The sequence below is a fragment of the Mycoplana azooxidifex genome (genome assembly GCF_014196765.1).
Lineage (GTDB): Bacteria > Pseudomonadota > Alphaproteobacteria > Rhizobiales > Rhizobiaceae > Mycoplana > Mycoplana azooxidifex.
The window spans coordinates 722,649-742,453 of the sequence record NZ_JACIEE010000001.1; the positions used below are offsets into that span (position 1 = coordinate 722,649).

Here is a 19,805-nt window from a genome sequence, read left to right on the forward strand (position 1 = left end):
ACCATGCAGACCAATATGCGCCGCGAAGTCAACGAGATCCCGGAGGCCGCAGCCCGCCTGCTGACCGAGCAGAAAGATGCGATCGTGCGCGCGGGAAGCGCGCTGAAGGCCGCCGATCCGCGCTTTGTCGTCACCGTCGCCCGCGGCTCCTCCGACCACGCCGCCCTCTTCCTCAAATATGCGATCGAACTGACCGCCGGCCGGCCCGTAGCCTCCCTCGGCCCCTCGCTCGCCTCGATCTATGGGGCGAAGCTGAAGCTCGACGGCGGCGCGGCCATCGCCATCTCGCAGTCGGGCAAGAGCCCCGACATCGTCGCCATGGCAAGGGCAGCGACGGATGCCGGCGCGATCTCGATGGCGCTGACCAACACCCTCCCCTCGCCGCTGGCAGACGCCTGCAGCCACCCGCTCGACATCTGCGCCGGGCCGGAAATCAGCGTGGCCGCCACCAAGTCCTACGTGAACTCGATCGTGGCTGGCCTCGCCATTCTCGCCGAATGGACCGGCGACGCGGCGCTGAAGACGGCGGTGCAGGCCCTGCCGGACCAGTTCGGCAAGGCCATCGCGCTCGACTGGAGCGGGCTGATCGACGACCTCGCCGAGGCGCAGTCGCTCTACGTGCTTGGCCGCGGTCCCGGCCTTGCCATTGCCAGCGAGGCGGCGCTGAAATTCAAGGAGACCTCCGGCCTGCATGCGGAAGCCTATTCCTCCGCCGAGGTCGTGCACGGGCCGGTCGCCCTTGTCGGCCCCTCCTTCCCGGTGATTGCGCTGGCCGCCCGCGACGCCGCCGAGCAGTCGGTCACCGGCATGGCCGACGGACTGGCAGAGAAAGGCGCCTATGCCTGCGTCACCTCGGCAGGCGCGACAACTGCCAAGAAGCTGCCCTTCGTCGCGACCGATCACCCGATCACCGACGCGCTGGCGCTGATCGTGCCGTTCTACGGCTTCGTCGAGGCCTGGTCGCGCGCCCGCGGCCTGGACCCGGACAAGCCGGTCAACCTCAAGAAAGTGACGGAGACGAGATGAGCGCGCTCACCGCATTCACCGGCGCCCGGATCTTCGACGGCGACCTCTGGCATCAGGATGCAGCCCTGCTGGTCGAGGGCGGCAAGGTCGCAGCCATCGCCACGGACGGGGACATTCCCGCCGGCGCCTCGCGCACCCCGCTCGACGGCGCCCGCATCGTGCCGGGCTTCGTCGACCTGCAGGTCAACGGCGGCGGCGGCGTGCTCCTGAACGAGCAGCCCGACGTCGCCGGCATCCGCACGATCTGCGCCGCCCACGCCCGTTTCGGCACGACCGCGCTGCTGCCGACGCTGATCACCGACACCCCGGAGGTCACCGCCCGCACGGTCGCCGCCGGCATCGCCGCGAAAGCCGAAAACGTGCCGGGCTTCCTCGGCCTGCACCTCGAGGGCCCGCATTTGTCGATCGCCCGCAAGGGCGCACACGACCCGAAGCTGATCCGCAGGATGGAGGCGGACGACCTTGAACGCATCGTCGCCGCACGCGGAAGGCTGGATGCGCTGCTTGCAACAGTCGCGCCGGAAAGCGTCGGCAACGACCAGATCGCCGCCCTCGCCAAGGCCGGCGTCACCGTCAGCCTCGGCCACTCCGACAGCGGCTATGCGACGGTGTCCGCCGCGGTTGCGGCCGGCGCCAGCATGATGACCCATCTCTTCAACGCCATGAGCCCGCTCGGCCACCGCGAGCCGGGCATGGTGGGCGCCGCGCTCGAACTCGGCCACCTCAATGCCGGCCTGATCGCCGACGGCTACCACGTCGATCCCGTTTCGATCGGCGTGGCGCTGCGTGCCAAGAAGGGTCCGGGCCGCATCTTCCTCGTCACCGACGCCATGTCGACGATCGGTACGGACATGACGGGCTTCACCCTCAACGGCCGCGAGATCTTCCGCAAGGCCGGCCGGCTGACGCTCGCCGACGGAACCCTTGCCGGGGCCGACATCGACATGATCGCCTGCGTCCGCTTCATGCATGCCCAAGCCGGCCTCGACCTCGAGGAGGCGCTGCGCATGGCCTCGCTCTATCCCGCCGAAGCCATCGGCATGACCGGCCGCAAGGGCCGCCTGACGCACGGCCACGACGCCGATTTCGTCGTGCTCGACGACGACCTCGCCGTACAGGCGACCTTCATCGGCGGAGCGCAGGCCTATCGGGCGTAGAGGCAGCGCGCGGGTGCTCAACCGGGCAAGGCCGCATGCCCGGCGCCTTCGCGCAACATCTTTACGGACGCGCTCCCGCGGGAATTGCAGGCCCCGCCCCGTCGACCATTTGGCGGCGGCAGGGGGATTGCAACGTAATTTTAGAACCTGCTGTTAAGCTGATGTAAATCGCTTCATCTTCCCTCCCTTGCGGCGCATCCGTTCCGGCTCTAGGTTGCAGGCCGGCAACGATATCCCCAGTTCGCTCCGGGACGGCAGCCTCAACACTTGCATTCGCTTCGCCGGGGACGGCACCCGGGCGAGGCAGACAGGAACCACATGGAACTGGTCTTCGACGGACACAACGACGTATTGCTGCGACTGCTCGTCAACATGCAGGGTGGCGGCGATCCGGTCGCGGAGTTCCGGGACGGCACCGACCAGGGGCATATCGACGGCCCGCGCGCCCGCGCCGGCGGCCTCGCCGGCGGCATGTGCGCCATCTACGTCTCGTCCGGCCGTTTCGAGCTGCGCCGGCCCGATGCCGACGGCCACTACGACACCCCGATGGAGCCGCCGCTCGAACGCCAGCCGTCGCTGGACATCGCCCTTGCCATGGCCGCGATCGCCTTCCAGCTCGACCGGGCCGGCGCCTGGCGCCTGTGCCGCTCGACAGCTGAGATCCGCGACGCGATGGAGGAGGGCATCTTCGCCGCCGTCCTGCACATGGAAGGCTGCGAGGCGATCGATCGCGACCTGGCCGCCCTCGAGGTCTTCCATGCCGCCGGCCTGCGTTCGCTGGGGCCGGTCTGGAGCCGCAACAACATCTTCGGCCACGGCGTCCCCTTCACCTTTCCGTCGTCACCCGACACCGGGGCCGGCCTCACCGACGCCGGCTTCGACCTGGTGCGCGCCTGCAACCGGCTCGGCATCATGATCGACCTGTCGCACATCACCGAAAAGGGCTTCTGGGACGTGGCCAGGACCACCGACCAGCCGCTGGTCGCCACCCATTCGAACGTCCACGCCCTGACGCCCGTCGCCCGCAACCTCACCGACAGGCAGATGGACGCGATCCGCGAGAGCCGCGGGGTCGTCGGGCTGAACTATGCGACCACGATGCTGCGCCCGGACGGCCGCGAGAGCGCCGGCACGCCCCTCTTCGACATGGTCCGCCACATCGACTACATGGTGGAGCGAATGGGCATCGACTGCGTCGCGCTGGGGTCGGACTTCGACGGCGCGATGATACCCGCCACGATCACCGACGCGGCGGGAAACCAGAACCTGGTATCGGCGCTTTCAGCCGCCGGCTACGATGCCGACAGCCTGAGGAAGATCTGCCGCAGGAACTGGCTGCGCGTGCTCGGCAAGGCCTGGCACGAGCACTGATCACGACCGGCCGCGCCTCCCCTGCCGGTCACTCAGGCAGGCGCGCATCCGCAAGATCCACGCCAAGCAACCGGGCGAGGCCGTCTGCGACGATCGCATGGTCGATGCGCTGCGGCACGCCGGAGACGGTGACCGCGCCGATGCAGCCGAGCCCGTCCATCAGGATCGGGAAGCCGCCGCCATGGACGGCGAAATCGGAAAGCGGCAGGTTGTGAGCCTCCTCCTGGCCGCGATGGGCGAGCGCGAGCCGGCGCCCGACGAGATAGGACGAATTCCACAGCCTCAGCACAGTGTTGCGCTTGCGGCGAATCCATTCGCCGTTGTCCGTCGACGTGCCATCGAGGACGGTGTGGAAGAGGACGCGGTCCCGCAAGGAAATGTCGATCGCAATGGCGGCGCGCCGCTCGATTGCGATCTCCCGCAGGATGCCGCCGAGCTTCCACGCCGTGTCCGGGTCGAAGCGGGAAAAGCACAGGATCTGCTCCTGCTGCTCGAGCCGGGCGATATCGCCCTTCAGGTCTTCCGTCATTGTATCCTCCTCGCGCCGGGCGTAGCCCTGCCTAACCCGCCCGGGCCGGCGGCACAAGTGAGACGCATGCCGCCCGCGATCCGCTAGCTGCGCGATATGCAGCGGAAGCCGATATGCGTCGTCGCCGCGTTCTCTTCGTGCGGATGCCGGGCGGCGGGGCGGTACCGGCGGCAATAGTTGGGTGCGCAGAGGTGCGAGCCACCCTTGACCACGCGGCGTGCGATCAGGACGTCGGGCATGCGCGGATCCCGGCTTGCCTCCACCATTCCGCCACGCGGGTTGACCGGCACGCAGCAGGGCGACGGCGCGGGATCGGGATGGCGCACGGACCAGTAGTCGCTCGTCCATTCCCAGACATTACCGATCATGTCGGACAGCCCGTAGCCGTTCGCCGGAAAGCGGCCGACAGGCGAGGTCCGCTCAAAGCCGTCAGGCTTGCGGTTTTCCGTCGGGAACTGTCCGTGCCAGGTGTTCGCCATGAACCGGCCGTCGGGCAAAAGCTCGTCTCCCCAGGCAAACTCGGCTCCCTCCAGCCCGCCCTTGGCTGCGAATTCCCATTCCGCCTCCGTCGGCAGGTCGCGCCCGGCCCATTGCGCATAGGCCGCCGCATCTTCGAACGACACCTGCACGACCGGATGGTCGTATTTGCCGCGGATGTTGCTCTGTCCACCATAGGGGCGGCGCCAGTCCGCCCCGAACTTGTAGTGCCACCATTGCGAGGAGTCGGATCCGGAAAGCCGTTTCGGCGGATCGAAGATGACCGAGCCCGCACGGAGCATGTTCGGCTTGGCTCCCGGGTAGTCCTCGGCGCTTGGCGGCCGCTCGGCGACGGTCACGTAGCCGGTCGCCTCCACGAAAGCCATGAACTGGCGGTTGGTGACCGGCGTGATGTCGATCCAGAAACCGTCGACGCGCACCGGATGCGCCGGCGCCTCCTCCGGATAGTGGACGTTCGAGCCCATGAGGAACGTGCCGCCCTCGATCCAGACCTGGCGCGAAGGCGCAGCGGGATCGCCGCCTGCTTTCGCCGCCTGTGGAACGCGCTCGTCCATGGCGCAGCCTTTCCTTCCCGCGGCAGGACCACCCGCCGCACAACCGGGCAAGGACCCGGAAGCGGGAGGTTGGACCAATCCGCCGGGCAGATCAAGGGCAGCCTCGGGCGACGAAGGAAGGAAGCCTCAGGCGAGTGCGCTCGTCAGCGCGTAGAGCGAAAAGCCGCCGAGCACGAAGGCCGCGCCCTTGTAGGAATGACGGCGGACGCCGCCGGGGAGTGCTGCCCCAAGGGCGACCCAGCCGAGACCCGCGAGCGACGACAGCGCGATGAAGATCGCAATCCGCGATGCCATCTCGTCCGGGCTCGATTGCGGGATCATCATCGTCCCGACGATCATCGCCTTCGGATTGACCAGCGTGGTCAGGAAGACGCGCGCAAAGGCGCTGCCCCGCGCCGCCCCCACCATGTCCGGCGACGTAGTCCAGAGCCGGACGGCGGAATAGGCCAGCCAGCAGGCGGCGACGATCTTCAGCGCCGGCAGCGCCCACCAGAGATCCTTCACCATCGCCGCGAAGGAGACAAAGAACGAAATCGCCAGCGCGTAGCCGGCGGCTTCGGCCAGCGGCAGCAGGCGCGCCCGCGAAAGCCCGAAGGCGGCACCGGAAGCGGCCAGCACCGTGTTCGTCGGCCCGGGCGTCAGGAGGATGACCATGGAGGTCAGGACGAAGGCGGTGATCATGTCGGATGCGGCTCTGGCGGTTTGTTTCCGCCGCAGCTTTCACCGATCCGGCCCAGCCGCGCAAGCCCGCCCCTGCCCCGCACCCTGTCCCGTGCGCATCCGCCGCAGCCCTGCCGGGACCCGCCGCCTCGAAAGCAAAAAGAGCGCTCGACCCTTTCGGGGAGCGCCCTTATCCTGTCGGGCACGGAACAGCTCGGCAAACGCCAACGCCATTCCCGTCCGTTTTTCAGGCAGACCGGTGATATGAGGACGGGGGCCGCGGATTTCAAGGGCGTTCGTGCGCAGAACCCCAGGGGCCGGACAGGGGCCAGTCAGGCGGAGCAGGCTTTACCTCCGGCGCGAATGCCCGCATGGTCCTGCCCCTGGACAAAGGGACCTGCCATGACCGACCGCTTCCTCTTCGACGGCCCCGCCGACGCGCCGATCACGATCCTGCTGGCCCATGGCGCCGGTGCACCGATGGATTCCGCTTCGATGACGGCCGCGGCACATGCGCTGGCCGCGGAAGGCCTTCGCGTGGCTCGCTTCGAGTTCGCCTACATGGCGGCAAGGCGCACGGACGGCACCCGCAAGCCGCCGCCCCGCGCCGAGACGCTGAAGCCCGAATATCTAGACGCCGTGCGGGCACTCGGTGCGCGCGGCCCGCTCGTCATCGGCGGAAAGTCGATGGGCGGGCGCGTCGCCAGCATGATCGCCGACGATCTGTACGCAGCCGGCAGGGTCGCCGGCCTGCTCTGCCTCGGCTATCCCTTCCACCCGCCCGGAAAGCCGGAAAGCCTGCGCACCGCCCACCTCGCCGGCCTGCAGACGCCGGCCCTGATCTGCCAGGGCACCCGCGACGAGTTCGGCACGCGCACGGAAGTCGAGACCTACCCGCTGTCGGAACAGATCAGGCTGCTCTGGCTGGAGGACGGCGACCACGACCTGAAGCCGCGCAAGACGCTCTCCGGCTTCACCACGGCCGACCACCTGCGCACCATGGCCGCGACGGTGAAGGACTGGGCGGAGCGGCTGGGCCGCTGACGGCCTCTCCACCACACCCATGCCTCAGTCGAAGGCGGTGGGATGCAGCACAGCCCGGTAGCCGGCGGCAAGGGCGGCGAGCGTCGAAGGCGGCGTCAGGAGGCCGTCCACCGGTCCGGGCGGGCGGGCCCGCCGGTAGCCGTCGGGTTGCCAGAGCAGGGTACCGCCTCCCCTGACGAGATAGGCCGCCCCCTGCGAGGCAACAAAGGCGCCGTCAGGCAGCGTGTCGAGCGGCCCTGTCAGCGCCCCTGTCGGCGGTCCTGTGAGCGGATGCAGGCGCTTGCCGCCGCGCTCCAGCCGTTCGGCGTGCAGGCGCATGTCCATGTCCTGCGCCTTCGGCGGAGCGACACCGTTGCCGGCGCTCCAACTTGCCCGGAACGAGCGTGCTTCCTCCCGGCGGCAGAGGAAGCACGGGCGGTGCCCTGCGGAAAGGGCGGTAGCCTCGTCGAGGAAGAACAGTTCCGTCCAGCTGCGCTGCGCCATCACCGCGCGCCGGATGCCCTTGTAGTCGCACCCGCAGATGATCCACGCCCGCGTCGTCCACCGCCGCCCGGTCAGGGTGCGCGTGGCGGGATCGTGGATGATGCCGCGGTTTCCGGTGAACAGCCCGCGCGCGCTGACCGCGACGATATCGCCGAAGGGCGTGACCCGGTTCTGCAGCGGCATGTGTTCCTCCTGGCCACGGCAACAATCGCAGCCGGCCTCAGGACCGCGGGCGCCGCCTGAGCGCGGACGGCTTGAGCCGCCGCAGGAAATTGTCGGCCGCGCGGATGAAATTCGTCAACGAAATCAACTTGTCGACTTCCCCGTCGGTGTTGGAAAGCCGCTCGGACAGGACCTCGGATGCCGCCAGCGCGATCTCCGCGGGCGGGATCTCCGGGAAGCGCTCGGCGAGCCTGGCATAGGCGTTGGCGCCCACGCCGCCATGGATGGCGATCTTGCCGAGCCTTGCAAACAGCCGCAGGAAGACCTGCTCGAAGCTCCAGTCGTGGACCGAGACGACCCGCCACTTCTCGCTGCGCCGGGCGGAAAACCCGGCCAGCGTGATGGTGCCCGGAAGCCTCAGTTCGCTCAGCCACAGCGCCATGGCAAAGCCGCTCGTCGGCACCTTGCCTTCGGTATAGAGCGGATCGAAATGGCCGCGCAGGTCGAGGTGCCCCGTCGGCGCGTTGTGGAAGTCCGCAGACGTGTTCGGCTTCTCCTCCTCGGCGAGGCGGATGTTCATGATGCCGAGGAAATGCGCCTTGTCGAAGAAGGACAGGACCTCGTCCACCTCGCCGCGATAGACGATGCCCGCCCCGCGCGGCTGCCCGCGCGTGACGAGAAGGGCATGTCCCTGAAACGGCTGGTCGAGAACCTTGAAGACCTTGTTGAAGAAGACGAAGAGCGCCGTCGCCGGATATTGCGCCCTGAGCTCGGCGACGTTCGAGGCCGTGCTGTTGGCGACGAGCACGATGTCGGAATAGCGCGCAAGCAGCGCGCGCCATTCCTCCGCCGTTGCCAGCCCGGAGGCCGCCGCCCGCGGCGGCAGTTCGCCTTGCGCGGGCTTGTCCGGTGCCTGCACGGAGGCTAGGCCTTCTGCGTGACCGACAGGACGCGTTCGCGCATGGCGAACCACTCCTCGGCGTAGTCGTCGTTCTTGTATTCGTCAAAATAGGGACCGCCGTCGGTGAAGTGGACGAGCTTGGCGTCCTCGCGGCGATCGTACTCGTTGACGAGGTAGTTCCAGACGACGGGAACCTCGCCGATCTGGTCGTCGCTTTCGAGCCACTTGAACTGGTGCAGTTGCAGACCCGTCGCCGTATTGACGAATTCCTTGCTCAGCGCCGTGCACTTGGCGTTGTTGAACAGGATCATGCTCGACCAGTTCTTCTTCTCGTACTTGGTCTGCGTCTGGCCAAGGAACTTCGTCTCGATCTTCGGCACGTAATCATGCTTGACGCACATGGCGGCATACTTGTCGTCGCGCAGCGCCCACAGCTCGGCGATGTCGGCGCGGGCCAGCATGTCGCAATCCATGAAGATGCTCCAGCCTTCGAAATTGCTAAGATAGGGCACCAGGAAGCGCGAGAACGAGAACTCCGTCGACTGCAACGCATTGCGCTCGCGATAGAACATCGGACCGAGGTTGTTTAGAACGATTGGAGAAAACACCACCGGGATCGAAGAGCGTTCAATAATGCTCTGGCACAGGACGTGGTAAGCGACGACTTCCTTCGTATCGAAACCTACAAAAATACGTGCAACATCATCTCTCATACCGATACCTTCCGCTTTTCATCCCGTATGGTGGGCTATTCAGCTTGTCTCTTGGCAAATCTCGATTTGACGCCGCGCCGCTCGATTTGGCGCCGGCGACTTCGGTATCGTGTGCATGAGGACAGAAGCGATGTCAATGCGCCAGAACGACCCGTGCGCGACCCGCCGGCTGTCGCGAACCGGACATCGCGGCCGATGCCACTGGAATGCCCGCGCGAGCATCCCTATAGTGCGCCCCACACACGAAATTGCCCGGAGTTTGAATGCGCTGGTTCGGCAACAGGAAGAGCGGAATAAAGGCCCTGTCGATCACCCCGCCGGAACCGGCACCGGGCCGGCACGGCATCGCGATCGCGCTGTGCGTGAAGAACGAGGCGGCCTACATCGAAGAATGGCTGCGCTTCCACTCAGCCATAGGCGTCCGCCACTTCATCATCTACGACAACGGCTCGACGGATGCGACCTGCGACATCATCCGTAGCGTGCTCGACCCGGCCGAACTGACGCTGATGGCGTGGGCCGGTAAGGTCACCTCCAGCAAGACGGACCAGTTGATAGACGGGCAGGTGCTCGCTTTCGCCCACGCCATCCTCAATTTCGGCGGCAGCTTCCGCCGCATGGCCTTCATCGACGCCGACGAATTCCTGCTGCCGAAGACGGGTGCGACCCTCGAGGAAGCGCTGGCGGCGACCGGCGACTTTCCCAACGTCTCGCTGCCCTGGCACATGTTCGGCACGAGCGGCCACAAGAAGAGGCCGGCCGGGCCTGTTGCCCAGGCCTACACGAAGCGCGGCGCCGATCCGCTGGGCCCGCAGGAGCACTCCGCCAACTTCAAGTGCATCGTCGATCCCTGCGAGGTGACGGAAGTCACGATCCACCAGTTCAAGACGAAGACCCACGGCGACCTGACCGTCAACGATGCCGGCTATCGCACCAGCCGTGACGGCCGCAAGGAACGGCGTTTCTACTCCAACGCGCACCTGCAGCTGAACCACTACTACAGCAAGTCCGAAGAGGAGATGCTGGCGAAGATGGCGCGCGGCTCGAACTATGCCGTCTCGGCGGAGAAGCTGGAGGAGAAGATGCGCATCACGCTCGCCAACATCCACAGTTCCGAGGTCGAGGATCTCGCCATGGTGGATTTCATTGCCGAGAACGGCATCCGCCTCGCCTCCAATGAAGGCACGGCATATCGCGAAGGCTCCGCCGCCGGCTGAGCCCTCCCCGTGCGCACGCTCAGCCCTTGCCCGTCCACAGCGGCAGGCCGGAGCTTTCCGCCACGCCGGGATCGGCGGTGAAGACCGGATAGTTCCGGTCGCGCAGGGTCTGCAGCACCTTCTGGTCCATGTCGCGATGGAACCGGGCCAGGTTTTCCTGGTTATAGACATGCCCTGTCGACTGTGGATTGATGCCCGACAGGATCACCGCCGGCGCGCCGTTATAAAGCGAAAACAGCGCCGCATTGATGCCGTTGGAGCATTTGCTCTCTGCGTCCAGCTCGTCGCTCTTGAAGCCGCAGACCCGGTCCAGCAGCGCCATGCGCTGGTAGCGGTCGACGATTTCAAGATTGTCGTAGCGATAGTCGAAGGCCTTCAGGCCCTCGATCAGCGACGGCAGCCCGTCCCGCCAGAGCAGCATGTAGAGCGCACCCGTCCTCTGGCCGTTCAGGACCCGCCGGACCTCGACCGCATTGGTGTTGGTGCCGCGGATCTGGTTGAACATCATGAAGGTGATGTCGGGCGCCTCGATCCCCCAGCGCTGCGTCACCGTCTGCGCGCCGTTGATGGTGATCACCCGGTAGCTGCCGTCGAAACCGGCCGGCAGGTGCGAGACCGGCGCAGAGCCGACGACCAGCACCGGGCCGTCCAGCGGAACGACCGAGGCAGGCGGCCTGGGCCGCGTCAGATTGTATTTGATCCGCCGGTAGAGGCGCGTCTTTGCTTCGGAAAAGGACACTCAGTTGCCGCCCATCTGCAATCGGGAATAGCCGCGATAAAATCCGCGGACCCGGCAACTGTCAATCCACGGCACCGCCCTGGCCGCGCCTGGCCCGGACTTCGGCCAGCGCAACCGTCGGCGCCTGCGCCGCTCCGCCCCGCATCTTGACGAGCCGCGCCGGCGCGCCGGCATAGACGCCGTAGGGAACGGTCCGACCCTTCACCACGCTGTTTGCGCCGATGACGCATCCCCGGGCGATATGCGTACCGCCGAGGATCTTCACGCCCGCGCCGATCCAGACGTCGTCCTCGACGACGATCGGCTTCTTGACGTTCGCCTGCATGCGGATCGGCACGTCGACATCGTCGTAGCCATGATCGAAGGAGGCCATCACGACATGGGCGGCCACGCGGACGTCGTCGCCGATGCGGATGCCGCCATGGCCGAGAAGCACCGTGTAGTCGTTGAGGGAGACGTTGCGGCCGATCTCGATTGTGCCGCTCTGCGCATCGATGACGACGCCGCTGCGCAGCGAAACCCGGTCGCCGATCGTGATTGTCCCCTGCCGCCAGCGAAACCGCGGCAGGTAGGGCATCTTGGGCCGCTTGCCGATCTTCAGGGATCCGCCGGAGAAGAAAGCCCTGAGTTTCACCAGGGGGCCGAAGTTCCACATCGAAGTCGTCCTTGATTCTGCAGCGGATGCAAAGACGCCGTACCGCCGCCCTGCAATCGTATCGTCACTGCGACCGAAGCCGACGCAGGCAATGGCCTCCAGATAAGAACCATCGCCGCCGGCGCAAGGCCTCAGTGACAACGTAGAACTGTCAACCACGGCGATATTTTGCCCGTCCCTTCATAATTCCGTCATTGGCGCGCAGGATGCGGGACAGCAGGGAGGACGGATGGAGGCGAGCGCGGTGGGCGTGAAGGACGTGCTGCTCGGGATGCTGCTGGCAACCCTCGTCTCGTGTACCACGGGCGATGCCGTGCGAGACGAAGCGACGATGTCGGAGAAACCCAAGCCGAGGTCCGTCGAATGGCTAAGGCAGCACTGCCCGGACTGCATCGACGGCGGCCCGAGATACGCCGGCCCTAGCGGTGCTGACCCAAGAGACGCCGCTCCAAGGGACGCCGGGCCATGAGGGAGCCGATACGCAGCACCCGCGCCGGCGAGGCCGTCTTCTCCGCCTGCGGCCGATACCGCTACCGGTTGGGCCGCCGCTGGTCCGCCGAGGGCGGCGACGTGGTCTGGATCATGCTGAACCCGTCCCGCGCGGATGCGGGCACAGACGATCCGACCATCCGCCGCTGCATCGCATTCTCGCGCCACTGGGGCTATGGCGGCATGGTGGTCGTCAATCTCTTCGCCCTCTGCGCCACCCATCCGGCCGCGCTCCATGGGGTGCCCGATCCCGTCGGCCCGGAGAACGATGCCCACATCGCTGCCGCCTTTCGCGGCGCAGACGGCTCGGCATCCTCCGGGCCCGATATCGTCGCGGCCTGGGGCGCACATCCGACCGCGTCCGGGCGCGCCGCTCTCGTCCTGGCAATGGCCGGCGACAGCGTCCGCTGCCTCGGTACCACCCGATCCGGCCACCCCCGCCACCCGCTCTATGTCGCGGCCGGCCAGTCGCGCCTGGACCTTGTTCCCGCAGGCATCGGAGTTCGCCCGGTCCCTAGAGCTTCGGCAGCCCTTCCGGCCGCAGCTGCCTCTTGAGCGCGGCGATGCGGAAGATCGCGTTCACAGCCCCGTAACCGGCATAGTCGCGGCGTTCCACGATCTCGAAGAAGAAGCCCTCGCCGTAGGTCGGGCTGTAGAGCTGGAAATATTCCCCGCGCTCATCGCGGTCGTAGAGAATGTTCTCGGCCCTCAGTTTCTCGGTCAGCTCCGGCTCCAGGCCGAAGCGGGCCTCGACGTCGTCATAGTAGTTCGGCGAGATCGAAAGCGGGCGAAAGCCGTTCTTGCGCAAGGCTGTGGCGGTCGCAAAGATGTCGTCGGTGTGGAAGGCGAGATGCTGCACGCCCGAGCCGAATGTCTCGGCGATGAAATGGCCCGCCAGCGTGCGACGGTTTTCCGCGCCGTTCAGGGTGATGCGCAGCGAGCCGGACGCGTTCTGCACCACCTGGCTGCGCACCACGCCGGCCGGGTCGATGATGTCGACCACCGGCGTCTTCGCCGCCTCGAAGATCGAGGTGTAGAAAAGTACCCAGGTCAGCATCTCTTCATAGCCGACCGTCTGTGCGATGTGGTCGACGAAGCGAAGTCCCGCCGGCGCCGTCTCGCCCTCCTCGCCGCAGGGCTCGAAATCGATGTCCCAGATCCGGCCGAGATCGCTCTCCTCGTCGAGCAGGTAGACGAGCCCGCCGCCGACGCCGCGGATGGCCGGCACCTCGACCTCGCCGGCCGCCACAGGCTGGCTGAACGGCTCGGCATTGAGAGCGAGCGCGCGCTCCACCGCCCGCGTTGCGTCGTCGACGACGAGCCCGATCGCATAGGCGGAGCTGCCGTGCACAGCGTAGGACGCGCCGGCAAACCCGCCCTCTTCCATGTTGACTAGGATGCGGATGTCGCCCTGCCGGTAGACGTCGACCTTCTTCGACCGGTGGGTGTCGGTCTTGCGAAAACCCAGCGTCCTCAGGATCGTCACCAGTTCCGCGGCCTCGTCCTCGGCAACCGTGAATTCGACGAAGCTGATCCCCTTGACAACGGCGCGCTCCGGCATCGGCGTCACGGTCAGCGATCTGGCGTCTGGATGGCGGCGCACCTGGTCGCCGAGATAGATCAGCGAGCGATGGCCGTCGGCGGCGATCGGCTTGGCGGCCCCGCCGCGGAACTGGTCGTTGAAGATCTCCAGCGAGAAATATCCGTCATAGCCGGTCTCCGCGATCGCGCGGGTGAACTCGGTGACCGGCAGGTCGCCTTCGCCCGGCATGTTGCGGAAGTGGCGGCTCCAGTAGAGCAGGTCCATGTCGATCAGCGGCGCATCGGCGAGCTGGACAATGAAGATCTTCTCCTTGGGGATCGAGCGGATCGAATTGATGTCGATTTTGCGCGAAAGCGTGTGGAAGCTGTCGAGGATCAGGCCGATATTGTCGTGGCCGGCGCGGCGCACGATCTCCCACGCATCGCGGTGATCCCAGATGTGCCGCCCCCAGGCGAGCGCCTCGTAGCCGACACGCAAACCACGTTTCGCCGCCCGCTCGCCGAGTTCGTAAAAATCCGCGGCTGCGCGGTCGATGCCGCCGAGCGAGATCGGCGAGACGTTGGAACAGACGAGCACGAGGTCGGTCCCGAGCTGCTGCATGACGTCGAACTTGCGCTCCGCCCGGTCGAAGGTGCGGCCGCGGTGTGGTTCCGGCATGCCCTCGAAGTCGCGGAACGGCTGGAACAGCGTGATCTCCAGCCCGTGGTCGCGCACCATCCGACCGACGTCGGCGGGGCTGCCGTCGAAGGCGAGGAAATCGTTCTCGAAGATCTCGACGCCGTCGAAGCCCGCAGCCGCGATCGCCGCAAGCTTGTCGGGCAGTTCGCCGCTGATCGAAACGGTTGCGATCGAAGTCTTCATCCGCTTTCTCCTCCTCATCCCTGAAAAGCACGTTGCGGCATCGATCCCGCAATGCCGACCCTGCCTCCGCCCCCGCTGGCACTCCCGACCGGCCTAGCCAATAATGTACTAACCAGTACGTAACAGCAATTGGGATTTTGGATGCGAACCATAACCGGAACAGACCGACGGATCGCCGGCCGGCCGGCAGAGAGAGAGAGAGAGAGAGAGAGAGAGAGAGAAAACCGTCATTCGCCGCCATCGGCAATGGCGGCGCACAGCGGCGTGAGCCCTGCGGACGCGAACGGAACATACGAGATCAGGAAAGAGGGACGCGCGCGCGACAACGACGGCGAGAGGGGGTGATGCGTCTCATGGCGCACGCCGGACCGTGCCGGACCGAGCAAGGGCGCGCAGCGCGCAAGCTCGGCCATCACGGGTCGGCCGGCGAGGCCCGCCGGCTCGGGAAGGCGAGAATGGTTCACGCGTTACGGCGCGTTATCAAACCGCAGCCGCGCAAGGCTGCGGTCCGTGTTCGCGGCAATCCGGCGGGGTCGGCTCATCCCCCCCGACGCATCACAGCAAGAAGTCTCCCTTCTCGAAGGTGACGAGCTTGTCGATGTGGAGGGCGAAGTCGGTCTTGCCGTCGCCGTTGGTATCGGCGGTGACGTAGGTGTCCTTGCCGCTCTTGGAATAGCGCAGTTCGCCGGCCTTGTCGGAGAAGGCGTCGGTGCCGATGAAGCTGAAGGACTGGTTGCCCGACTTCGTCGTGTTGGCGTCGATCGCCTTCAGGTCGATGATGTCGCCGTTGGCGAAGTCGAAGATCGTGTCGCGGGCGGACGGGGTGGAGTCCGACACCGCCTTGAACACGAACACGTCCTTGCCGCTGCCGCCATAGAGGTCGTCGGCGCCCTTGCCGCCGTAGAGCGTGTCCGCCCCGCCCTCGCCCTTCAGCACGTCGTTGCCCGAGCCGCCGGTCAGCACGTTGGCGCTGCCGTTGCCGGTCAGCTTGTCGGCGTGGCTCGTGCCGATCAGGTTCTCGATCGACACGTAGGTGTCGCCCTTGGCGTCGTTGGTGTTGATCGAGGCCTTGGTCAGGCTGGCGGTGACGCCCTTCGACGCACCGGCATAGGAGGCCGTGTCCTTGCCCGCGCCGCCGTCGAGCCGGTCCGCACCCGCCCCGCCAGTGAGCGTGTCGTTGCCGCCATCGCCCTTCAGCTGGTCGGCGCCGCCGTAGCCGTAGAGCTTGTCGCTGCCCGAGCCGGCCTTGATCAGGTCGGCGCCGGCGCCGCCCTTCAGCGTCTCGCCCTTCGCGGTGCCGGAGATCGTCTCGACGACGTCGCCGATCTTGATCGTGAACGTCTTCGAAGCAGTCGCGCCGCCCGCATCGGTCACCTTCAGCGTCACCGTGTCGGACTGCACCTTCTCGTAGTCGATCGCCTTGGCCACCAGCAGCTTGTTGCCCGACAGCTTGAACAGCCCGCCAGCCGTATCCGTCAGCTTGTAGGTCAGCGCCTTGCCCTCCGGGTCCTTCGCCGAGAACGTGCCGATGGTCGTGCCGATCTTGCTGTTTTCCGCGATCGTCGCCTTCGACAGCGCGATCGACGTCGGCGCCTTGTTCGTCGACGACGCCAGCTTGGTCAGGTCGACGCTGCCGTCCGAGAATTTCGCGATCTCGAAGTTCTTCAGCGTGTCGCGGCCGTCATTGGCGCCGGAGCGCTTGTCGGTCACGGTGACGCTGCCGTTGCTGTTCTTCGTCAGCGTGTAGTTCGCCTTCGTCCCGCTGAAGACGGCCGTGTCCTTGCCCGCCGCGCCGTCGAACGTGTCGTTGCCACCGTTGCCGCGGACGGTGTCGTTGTATTTCGTGCCGCGATAGGTGTCCGCGCCGGCCGATCCGACCACGTTATGCGCCTCGGCCCAGAGAAAGCTTTCGAGCGCTGCGGGCTTGGAGACGCCGCCGCCGTCATGCGCACCCCCCATCAGCCCGTAGATCACATCATGCACGTCCCCGCGCTCGCCGTAGGCATTGTAGATCTTCAGCCCGCTGATCTCGATCGGCGTCTCGACATTGGCGATGTGGCCACCCTCGACGTCGAACGAGCCGTCGGCGCTGTTGTAGCTGTCGCCGAGCGTCGACAGGCGCACGGTGGTCAGCGTGCCGCTCAGGGTGTGGTCGTTGAAGTAGTAGTTGAAGTTCTTGCCATCGAGGATGATGGCCTTGGTATCGCCCTCCTTGCCCTTCACCACCTTGTCGAGAAGCACGATCTGGTCGCCCTCGAACTGGCCGGAGCCGCCGAGGATATAGGGCCAGCCTGTCGGCACCAGCGTTGAAAAGTACTTCGTGAACGCCGTGTTGAAGTTGACCCCGGTCGATGAACCGAGTTCGGCGGTAAGCTTGATGGTGATCGTCATCTCGTCACTCCCGTTTCGGGCAGCCAGCCGATCCGTCGAAACCTCGCGGATGGGCGGCAGCCCCAGTAAGGCCCTGTAAGGCAAGGTGGACGGCGCCCGTGGGCGCAGGCGCCATCCGGGCTAGAATTTCATCGTCAGCGAAGCCTTGGCGTTGAAGCCGGGGCTCGGGTCGGCGTTCAGGTACTGGGTGTATTCGCGGTCGAAGATGTTGTTCAGGGCGATATTCGCCGTCGTCGTCTCGTTGATCGCGAACTGCGCGAAGAGATCGACGAGCTGGTAGGCCTCGCCGATGAACCCGGTCGAAAGATCCTCGTCCTTCTTCCCCACCACCGTCAGCCGCGTACCTGCCGTCAGGCGATCGTCGAGGGCGCGGAAGCCCAGCGTGGTGACCGCGCGGAACGGCGGCACCTTCTGCAGCGTCCCGCCGGTCGTCAGGTTCTCCCCGTCCAGGATCTGGCCCGCCAGGCCCGCGAACAAGAAGCCCGCGTCATAGCTCGCCTCGAACTCGAACCCCTTGATGCGGGCCTTGGCGATGTTCTGGTACTGGTACCCGCCCGGGATCGGGAACATGATGAAGACCTGGTCGATGTAGTTGTCGACATCGTTGCGGAAGACACCCAGCTTCACGCCGAGCTGGTCGGAGCCGGTGAAGAGGTCCTGGAAGCGCAGGTTGACGCCGGCCTCGATGGTGTGGGCCACTTCCGGCTTGAGATCCGGGTTGGGGAAGAACTGCCCCATCACCGGCGGCGGGTGGAAGCCCTCGATCAGCGTCTCCGTCAGTGCCGGGGCGCGGTAGCCCTCGGAATACCCTCCGTAGAACGTCACCGGATCCCAGGGCGTCACGCCCACGGTGAGCTTGGGCGAGAGCCGGCTTCCGTCGTTATGGGTCTCGTCGTTCTCCAGGCTGTAGCCGTCATAGCGCAGCGCCCCGATCACCTCGAGCCATTCCCAGGTCAGCTTGTCCTGCACGAAGGCGCCATAGGCGACGCGCGTGCCCGGCGGCGTCAGGTCGTCGCTGCTGCCGAACTCGTCCTCGGTGCTGACCTTGTCGCGGAACACGTCGCCGCCATAGGTGACCTCGTGGGTGACGGCGCCGGTGTCGAAGGTCGAGGTGTTGAAGAGGTCGAGCCCGGTGGTGCCCACCTTGAAGGACTGGTTGTCGCCGGCGATCACGCCGGTGCCCTCCTGGTCCGACAGCGTGCCGCTGTAATAGATCTTGGCGCTCAGGTTCCAGAAATCGGAATCTGGCGTGTAGCGGTAGCCGGCCGTCAGCGTGTCGACCGTCACGTCGATGTTGCGAACGCTGGTGGAACCGTTCTCGAAGGTGTTGAAGTAGCGCGATGCGGAGAGCGTGATCTCCTGGTCGTCGGTCGGGCGGAAGCGGGCCTTGGCGAGCCCGGACCGCAGGTTCTGCGCCGAATCCACCTCGGTCCCGTCGCCGGACGTGTAGTCGCCGGGCTTGAACCATGTACCGGCGATCACAAAATCGGCGCCGTCCCCGATCCGCGCGGCGGCCTCGCCGTGCACGGTCGGCCCCGGGCCGTTCGTATCGAAGCCGAGCTTGACCCGGCCGCCCTTGGTGGCCCCCTCCTGCAGCACGTCGTCGGCGTCGATGGTGGTGAAGCTGATCACGCCGCCGATGGCGCCGCTGCCGTAGACGGTGGCCGCCGGCCCGCGCGTCACCTCGACGCTCTTGAGCATGTTCGTGTCGAGATAGAAGGTGCCGTTGGCCTCGTGACCGTTCTTCTGGAAGTTCTGGCGGGCACCGTCAACGAGCACGTTGACGCGCCCGAAGTCCTGCAGGCCGCGCATGTTGATCGCCGTTCCGGGATCGTCCGCCGAGGTCTGCGTCGACACGCTCGGAATCAGCGTCACGATCTCCGACACCGGCGCGCCCGGCATTTCGACACTGAGTTGGTCGCGCGACAGCGCGCTCGATCCGGAAAGCGTCTCGAACACGCGCTCCCCGAGCCGCGTGGCCGTCACCACGATCGCCTCGAGCACGGTCGGCTCGTTGGGGTTCGCCGGCTGCCCTTCCGCCGCGGCCTGGTCTTCCGCCTGTGCCTGCGCGTCCTGAGCCTGCGCGTCCTGGGCAAGCGCCGGCCACATCGGCACGGCGGTCGCCATCAGCAGTGCCAATGCCGATACGCCGAGGCGAAAGCGATCCGTCGGCCGGCCGGACTTACAGATGGCCGACGCGAACCTGTGCCCCGTGGTGCTGACGTGCTTCGGGGGGCGGCCTTTCCAGCCGCCCCCTTCCGTCATTTTCAAGCCTGCATTCCGCCTCACAGCAGGAAGTCTCCCTTCTCGAAGGTGACGAGCTTGTCGATGTGGAGGGCGAAGTCGGTCTTGCCGTCGCCGTTGGTGTCGGCGGTGACGTAGGTGTCCTTGCCGCTCTTGGAATAGCGCAGTTCGCCGGCCTTGTCGGAGAAGGCGTCGGTGCCGATGAAGCTGAAGGACTGGTTGCCCGACTTCGTCGTGTTGGCGTCGATCGCCTTCAGGTCGATGATGTCGCCGTTGGCGAAGTCGAAGATCGTGTCGCGGGCGGACGGGGTGGAGTCCGAGACCGCCTTGAACACGAACACGTCCTTGCCGCTGCCGCCATAGAGGTCGTCGGCGCCCTTGCCGCCGTAGAGCGTGTCGTTGCCGCCCTCGCCCTTCAGCACGTCGTTACCCGAGCCGCCGGTCAGCACGTTGGCGCTGCCGTTGCCGGTCAACTTGTCGGCGTGGCTCGTGCCCGTCAGGTTCTCGATCGACACGTAGGTGTCGCCCTTGGCGTCACTGGTGTTGATCGAGGCCTTGGCCAGGCTGG

18 protein-coding genes are annotated in these 19,805 nt (G+C 66.5%); 6 read left to right on the top strand and 12 right to left on the bottom strand.

Features of this window, described 5'->3' with window-relative positions:
- Positions 1-3: 3 nt before the first annotated feature.
- The 3 genes from GGQ64_RS03330 (at position 4) to GGQ64_RS03340 (ending at position 3,554) form a co-directional block, all read left to right on the top strand.
- Positions 4-1,026, top strand: coding sequence for an SIS domain-containing protein (locus tag GGQ64_RS03330; protein WP_183799001.1), 1,023 nt, complete (start codon positions 4-6; stop codon positions 1,024-1,026).
- Entirely contained in the window at positions 1,023-2,183 is a 1,161-nt protein-coding gene (gene nagA, locus GGQ64_RS03335) for an N-acetylglucosamine-6-phosphate deacetylase (protein WP_183799004.1), read from the top strand. Before GGQ64_RS03330 ends, nagA begins: the two co-directional genes overlap by 4 nt.
- Before the next feature lie 318 nt (positions 2,184-2,501).
- Entirely contained in the window at positions 2,502-3,554 is a 1,053-nt protein-coding gene (locus GGQ64_RS03340; RefSeq protein ID WP_183799007.1) for a dipeptidase, read from the top strand.
- A 28-nt stretch (positions 3,555-3,582) separates the two neighbouring features.
- Here the strand turns inward: GGQ64_RS03340 and GGQ64_RS03345 are convergent, their stop codons facing one another.
- The 3 genes from GGQ64_RS03345 to GGQ64_RS03355 form a co-directional block, all read right to left on the bottom strand.
- A complete protein-coding gene (locus tag GGQ64_RS03345; protein WP_183799010.1) occupies positions 3,583-4,083 on the bottom strand; it encodes a heme-degrading domain-containing protein in 501 nt (166 codons plus the stop codon).
- Between the two features lie 83 nt (positions 4,084-4,166).
- Positions 4,167-5,135, bottom strand: coding sequence for a formylglycine-generating enzyme family protein (locus GGQ64_RS03350; protein WP_183799013.1), 969 nt, complete (start codon positions 5,133-5,135; stop codon positions 4,167-4,169).
- 126 nt (positions 5,136-5,261) lie between these two features.
- Complete coding sequence (locus GGQ64_RS03355) at positions 5,262-5,816, bottom strand: LysE family translocator (protein ID WP_183799016.1); 555 nt, start codon at positions 5,814-5,816, stop codon at positions 5,262-5,264.
- A 381-nt stretch (positions 5,817-6,197) separates the two neighbouring features.
- Between GGQ64_RS03355 and GGQ64_RS03360 the strand changes: the two genes are divergently transcribed.
- Entirely contained in the window at positions 6,198-6,839 is a 642-nt protein-coding gene (locus tag GGQ64_RS03360) for an alpha/beta hydrolase family protein (RefSeq protein WP_183799019.1), read from the top strand.
- Between the two features lie 24 nt (positions 6,840-6,863).
- On the opposite strand, the gene GGQ64_RS03365 is transcribed toward GGQ64_RS03360, so the two are convergent.
- Genes GGQ64_RS03365 through GGQ64_RS03375 form a run of 3 tightly spaced genes read right to left on the bottom strand, consistent with a single transcriptional unit; the run spans position 6,864 to position 9,098 of the window.
- Positions 6,864-7,505, bottom strand: a complete 642-nt coding sequence (locus tag GGQ64_RS03365) for a hypothetical protein (protein ID WP_183799022.1) — start codon at positions 7,503-7,505, stop codon at positions 6,864-6,866.
- Between the two features lie 37 nt (positions 7,506-7,542).
- Positions 7,543-8,403, bottom strand: coding sequence for a 3-deoxy-manno-octulosonate cytidylyltransferase (locus tag GGQ64_RS03370; RefSeq protein ID WP_343059395.1), 861 nt, complete (start codon positions 8,401-8,403; stop codon positions 7,543-7,545).
- A 5-nt stretch (positions 8,404-8,408) separates the two neighbouring features.
- Entirely contained in the window at positions 8,409-9,098 is a 690-nt protein-coding gene (locus GGQ64_RS03375) for a glycosyltransferase family protein (protein ID WP_183799025.1), read from the bottom strand.
- Between the two features lie 263 nt (positions 9,099-9,361).
- Between GGQ64_RS03375 and GGQ64_RS03380 the strand changes: the two genes are divergently transcribed.
- Positions 9,362-10,315 (top strand): glycosyltransferase family 92 protein, encoded by a 954-nt coding sequence (locus tag GGQ64_RS03380; protein ID WP_183799028.1) that lies wholly within the window; start codon positions 9,362-9,364, stop codon positions 10,313-10,315.
- A 19-nt stretch (positions 10,316-10,334) separates the two neighbouring features.
- Here GGQ64_RS03380 and GGQ64_RS03385 read toward each other — a convergent pair whose 3' ends face one another.
- Positions 10,335-11,054: a membrane-anchored protein gene (locus tag GGQ64_RS03385; protein ID WP_183799032.1), complete on the bottom strand. Its 720-nt coding sequence runs from the start codon at positions 11,052-11,054 to the stop codon at positions 10,335-10,337.
- A gap of 61 nt (positions 11,055-11,115) precedes the next feature.
- Positions 11,116-11,709, bottom strand: a complete 594-nt coding sequence (locus tag GGQ64_RS03390; RefSeq protein ID WP_246422251.1) for an acyltransferase — start codon at positions 11,707-11,709, stop codon at positions 11,116-11,118.
- 465 nt (positions 11,710-12,174) lie between these two features.
- Between GGQ64_RS03390 and GGQ64_RS03395 the strand changes: the two genes are divergently transcribed.
- A complete protein-coding gene (locus GGQ64_RS03395) occupies positions 12,175-12,753 on the top strand; it encodes a DUF1643 domain-containing protein (RefSeq protein ID WP_183799035.1) in 579 nt (192 codons plus the stop codon).
- Here the strand turns inward: GGQ64_RS03395 and GGQ64_RS03400 are convergent.
- The 4 genes from GGQ64_RS03400 to GGQ64_RS03415 form a co-directional block, all read right to left on the bottom strand.
- Entirely contained in the window at positions 12,713-14,602 is a 1,890-nt protein-coding gene (locus tag GGQ64_RS03400; RefSeq protein WP_183799038.1) for a bifunctional sugar phosphate isomerase/epimerase/4-hydroxyphenylpyruvate dioxygenase family protein, read from the bottom strand. The two genes, GGQ64_RS03395 and GGQ64_RS03400, sit on opposite strands and share 41 nt — an antisense overlap.
- Before the next feature lie 555 nt (positions 14,603-15,157).
- Positions 15,158-16,993, bottom strand: a complete 1,836-nt coding sequence (locus tag GGQ64_RS03405; protein WP_183799041.1) for a calcium-binding protein — start codon at positions 16,991-16,993, stop codon at positions 15,158-15,160.
- 120 nt (positions 16,994-17,113) lie between these two features.
- On the bottom strand, positions 17,114-19,258 hold the full coding sequence (locus GGQ64_RS03410; RefSeq protein WP_246422310.1) for a TonB-dependent hemoglobin/transferrin/lactoferrin family receptor: 2,145 nt from the start codon (positions 19,256-19,258) through the stop codon (positions 17,114-17,116).
- A 20-nt stretch (positions 19,259-19,278) separates the two neighbouring features.
- Positions 19,279-19,805, bottom strand: a 527-nt coding sequence (locus GGQ64_RS03415) for a M10 family metallopeptidase C-terminal domain-containing protein (RefSeq protein WP_183799046.1), incomplete at its 5' end; no start/stop codon positions are given.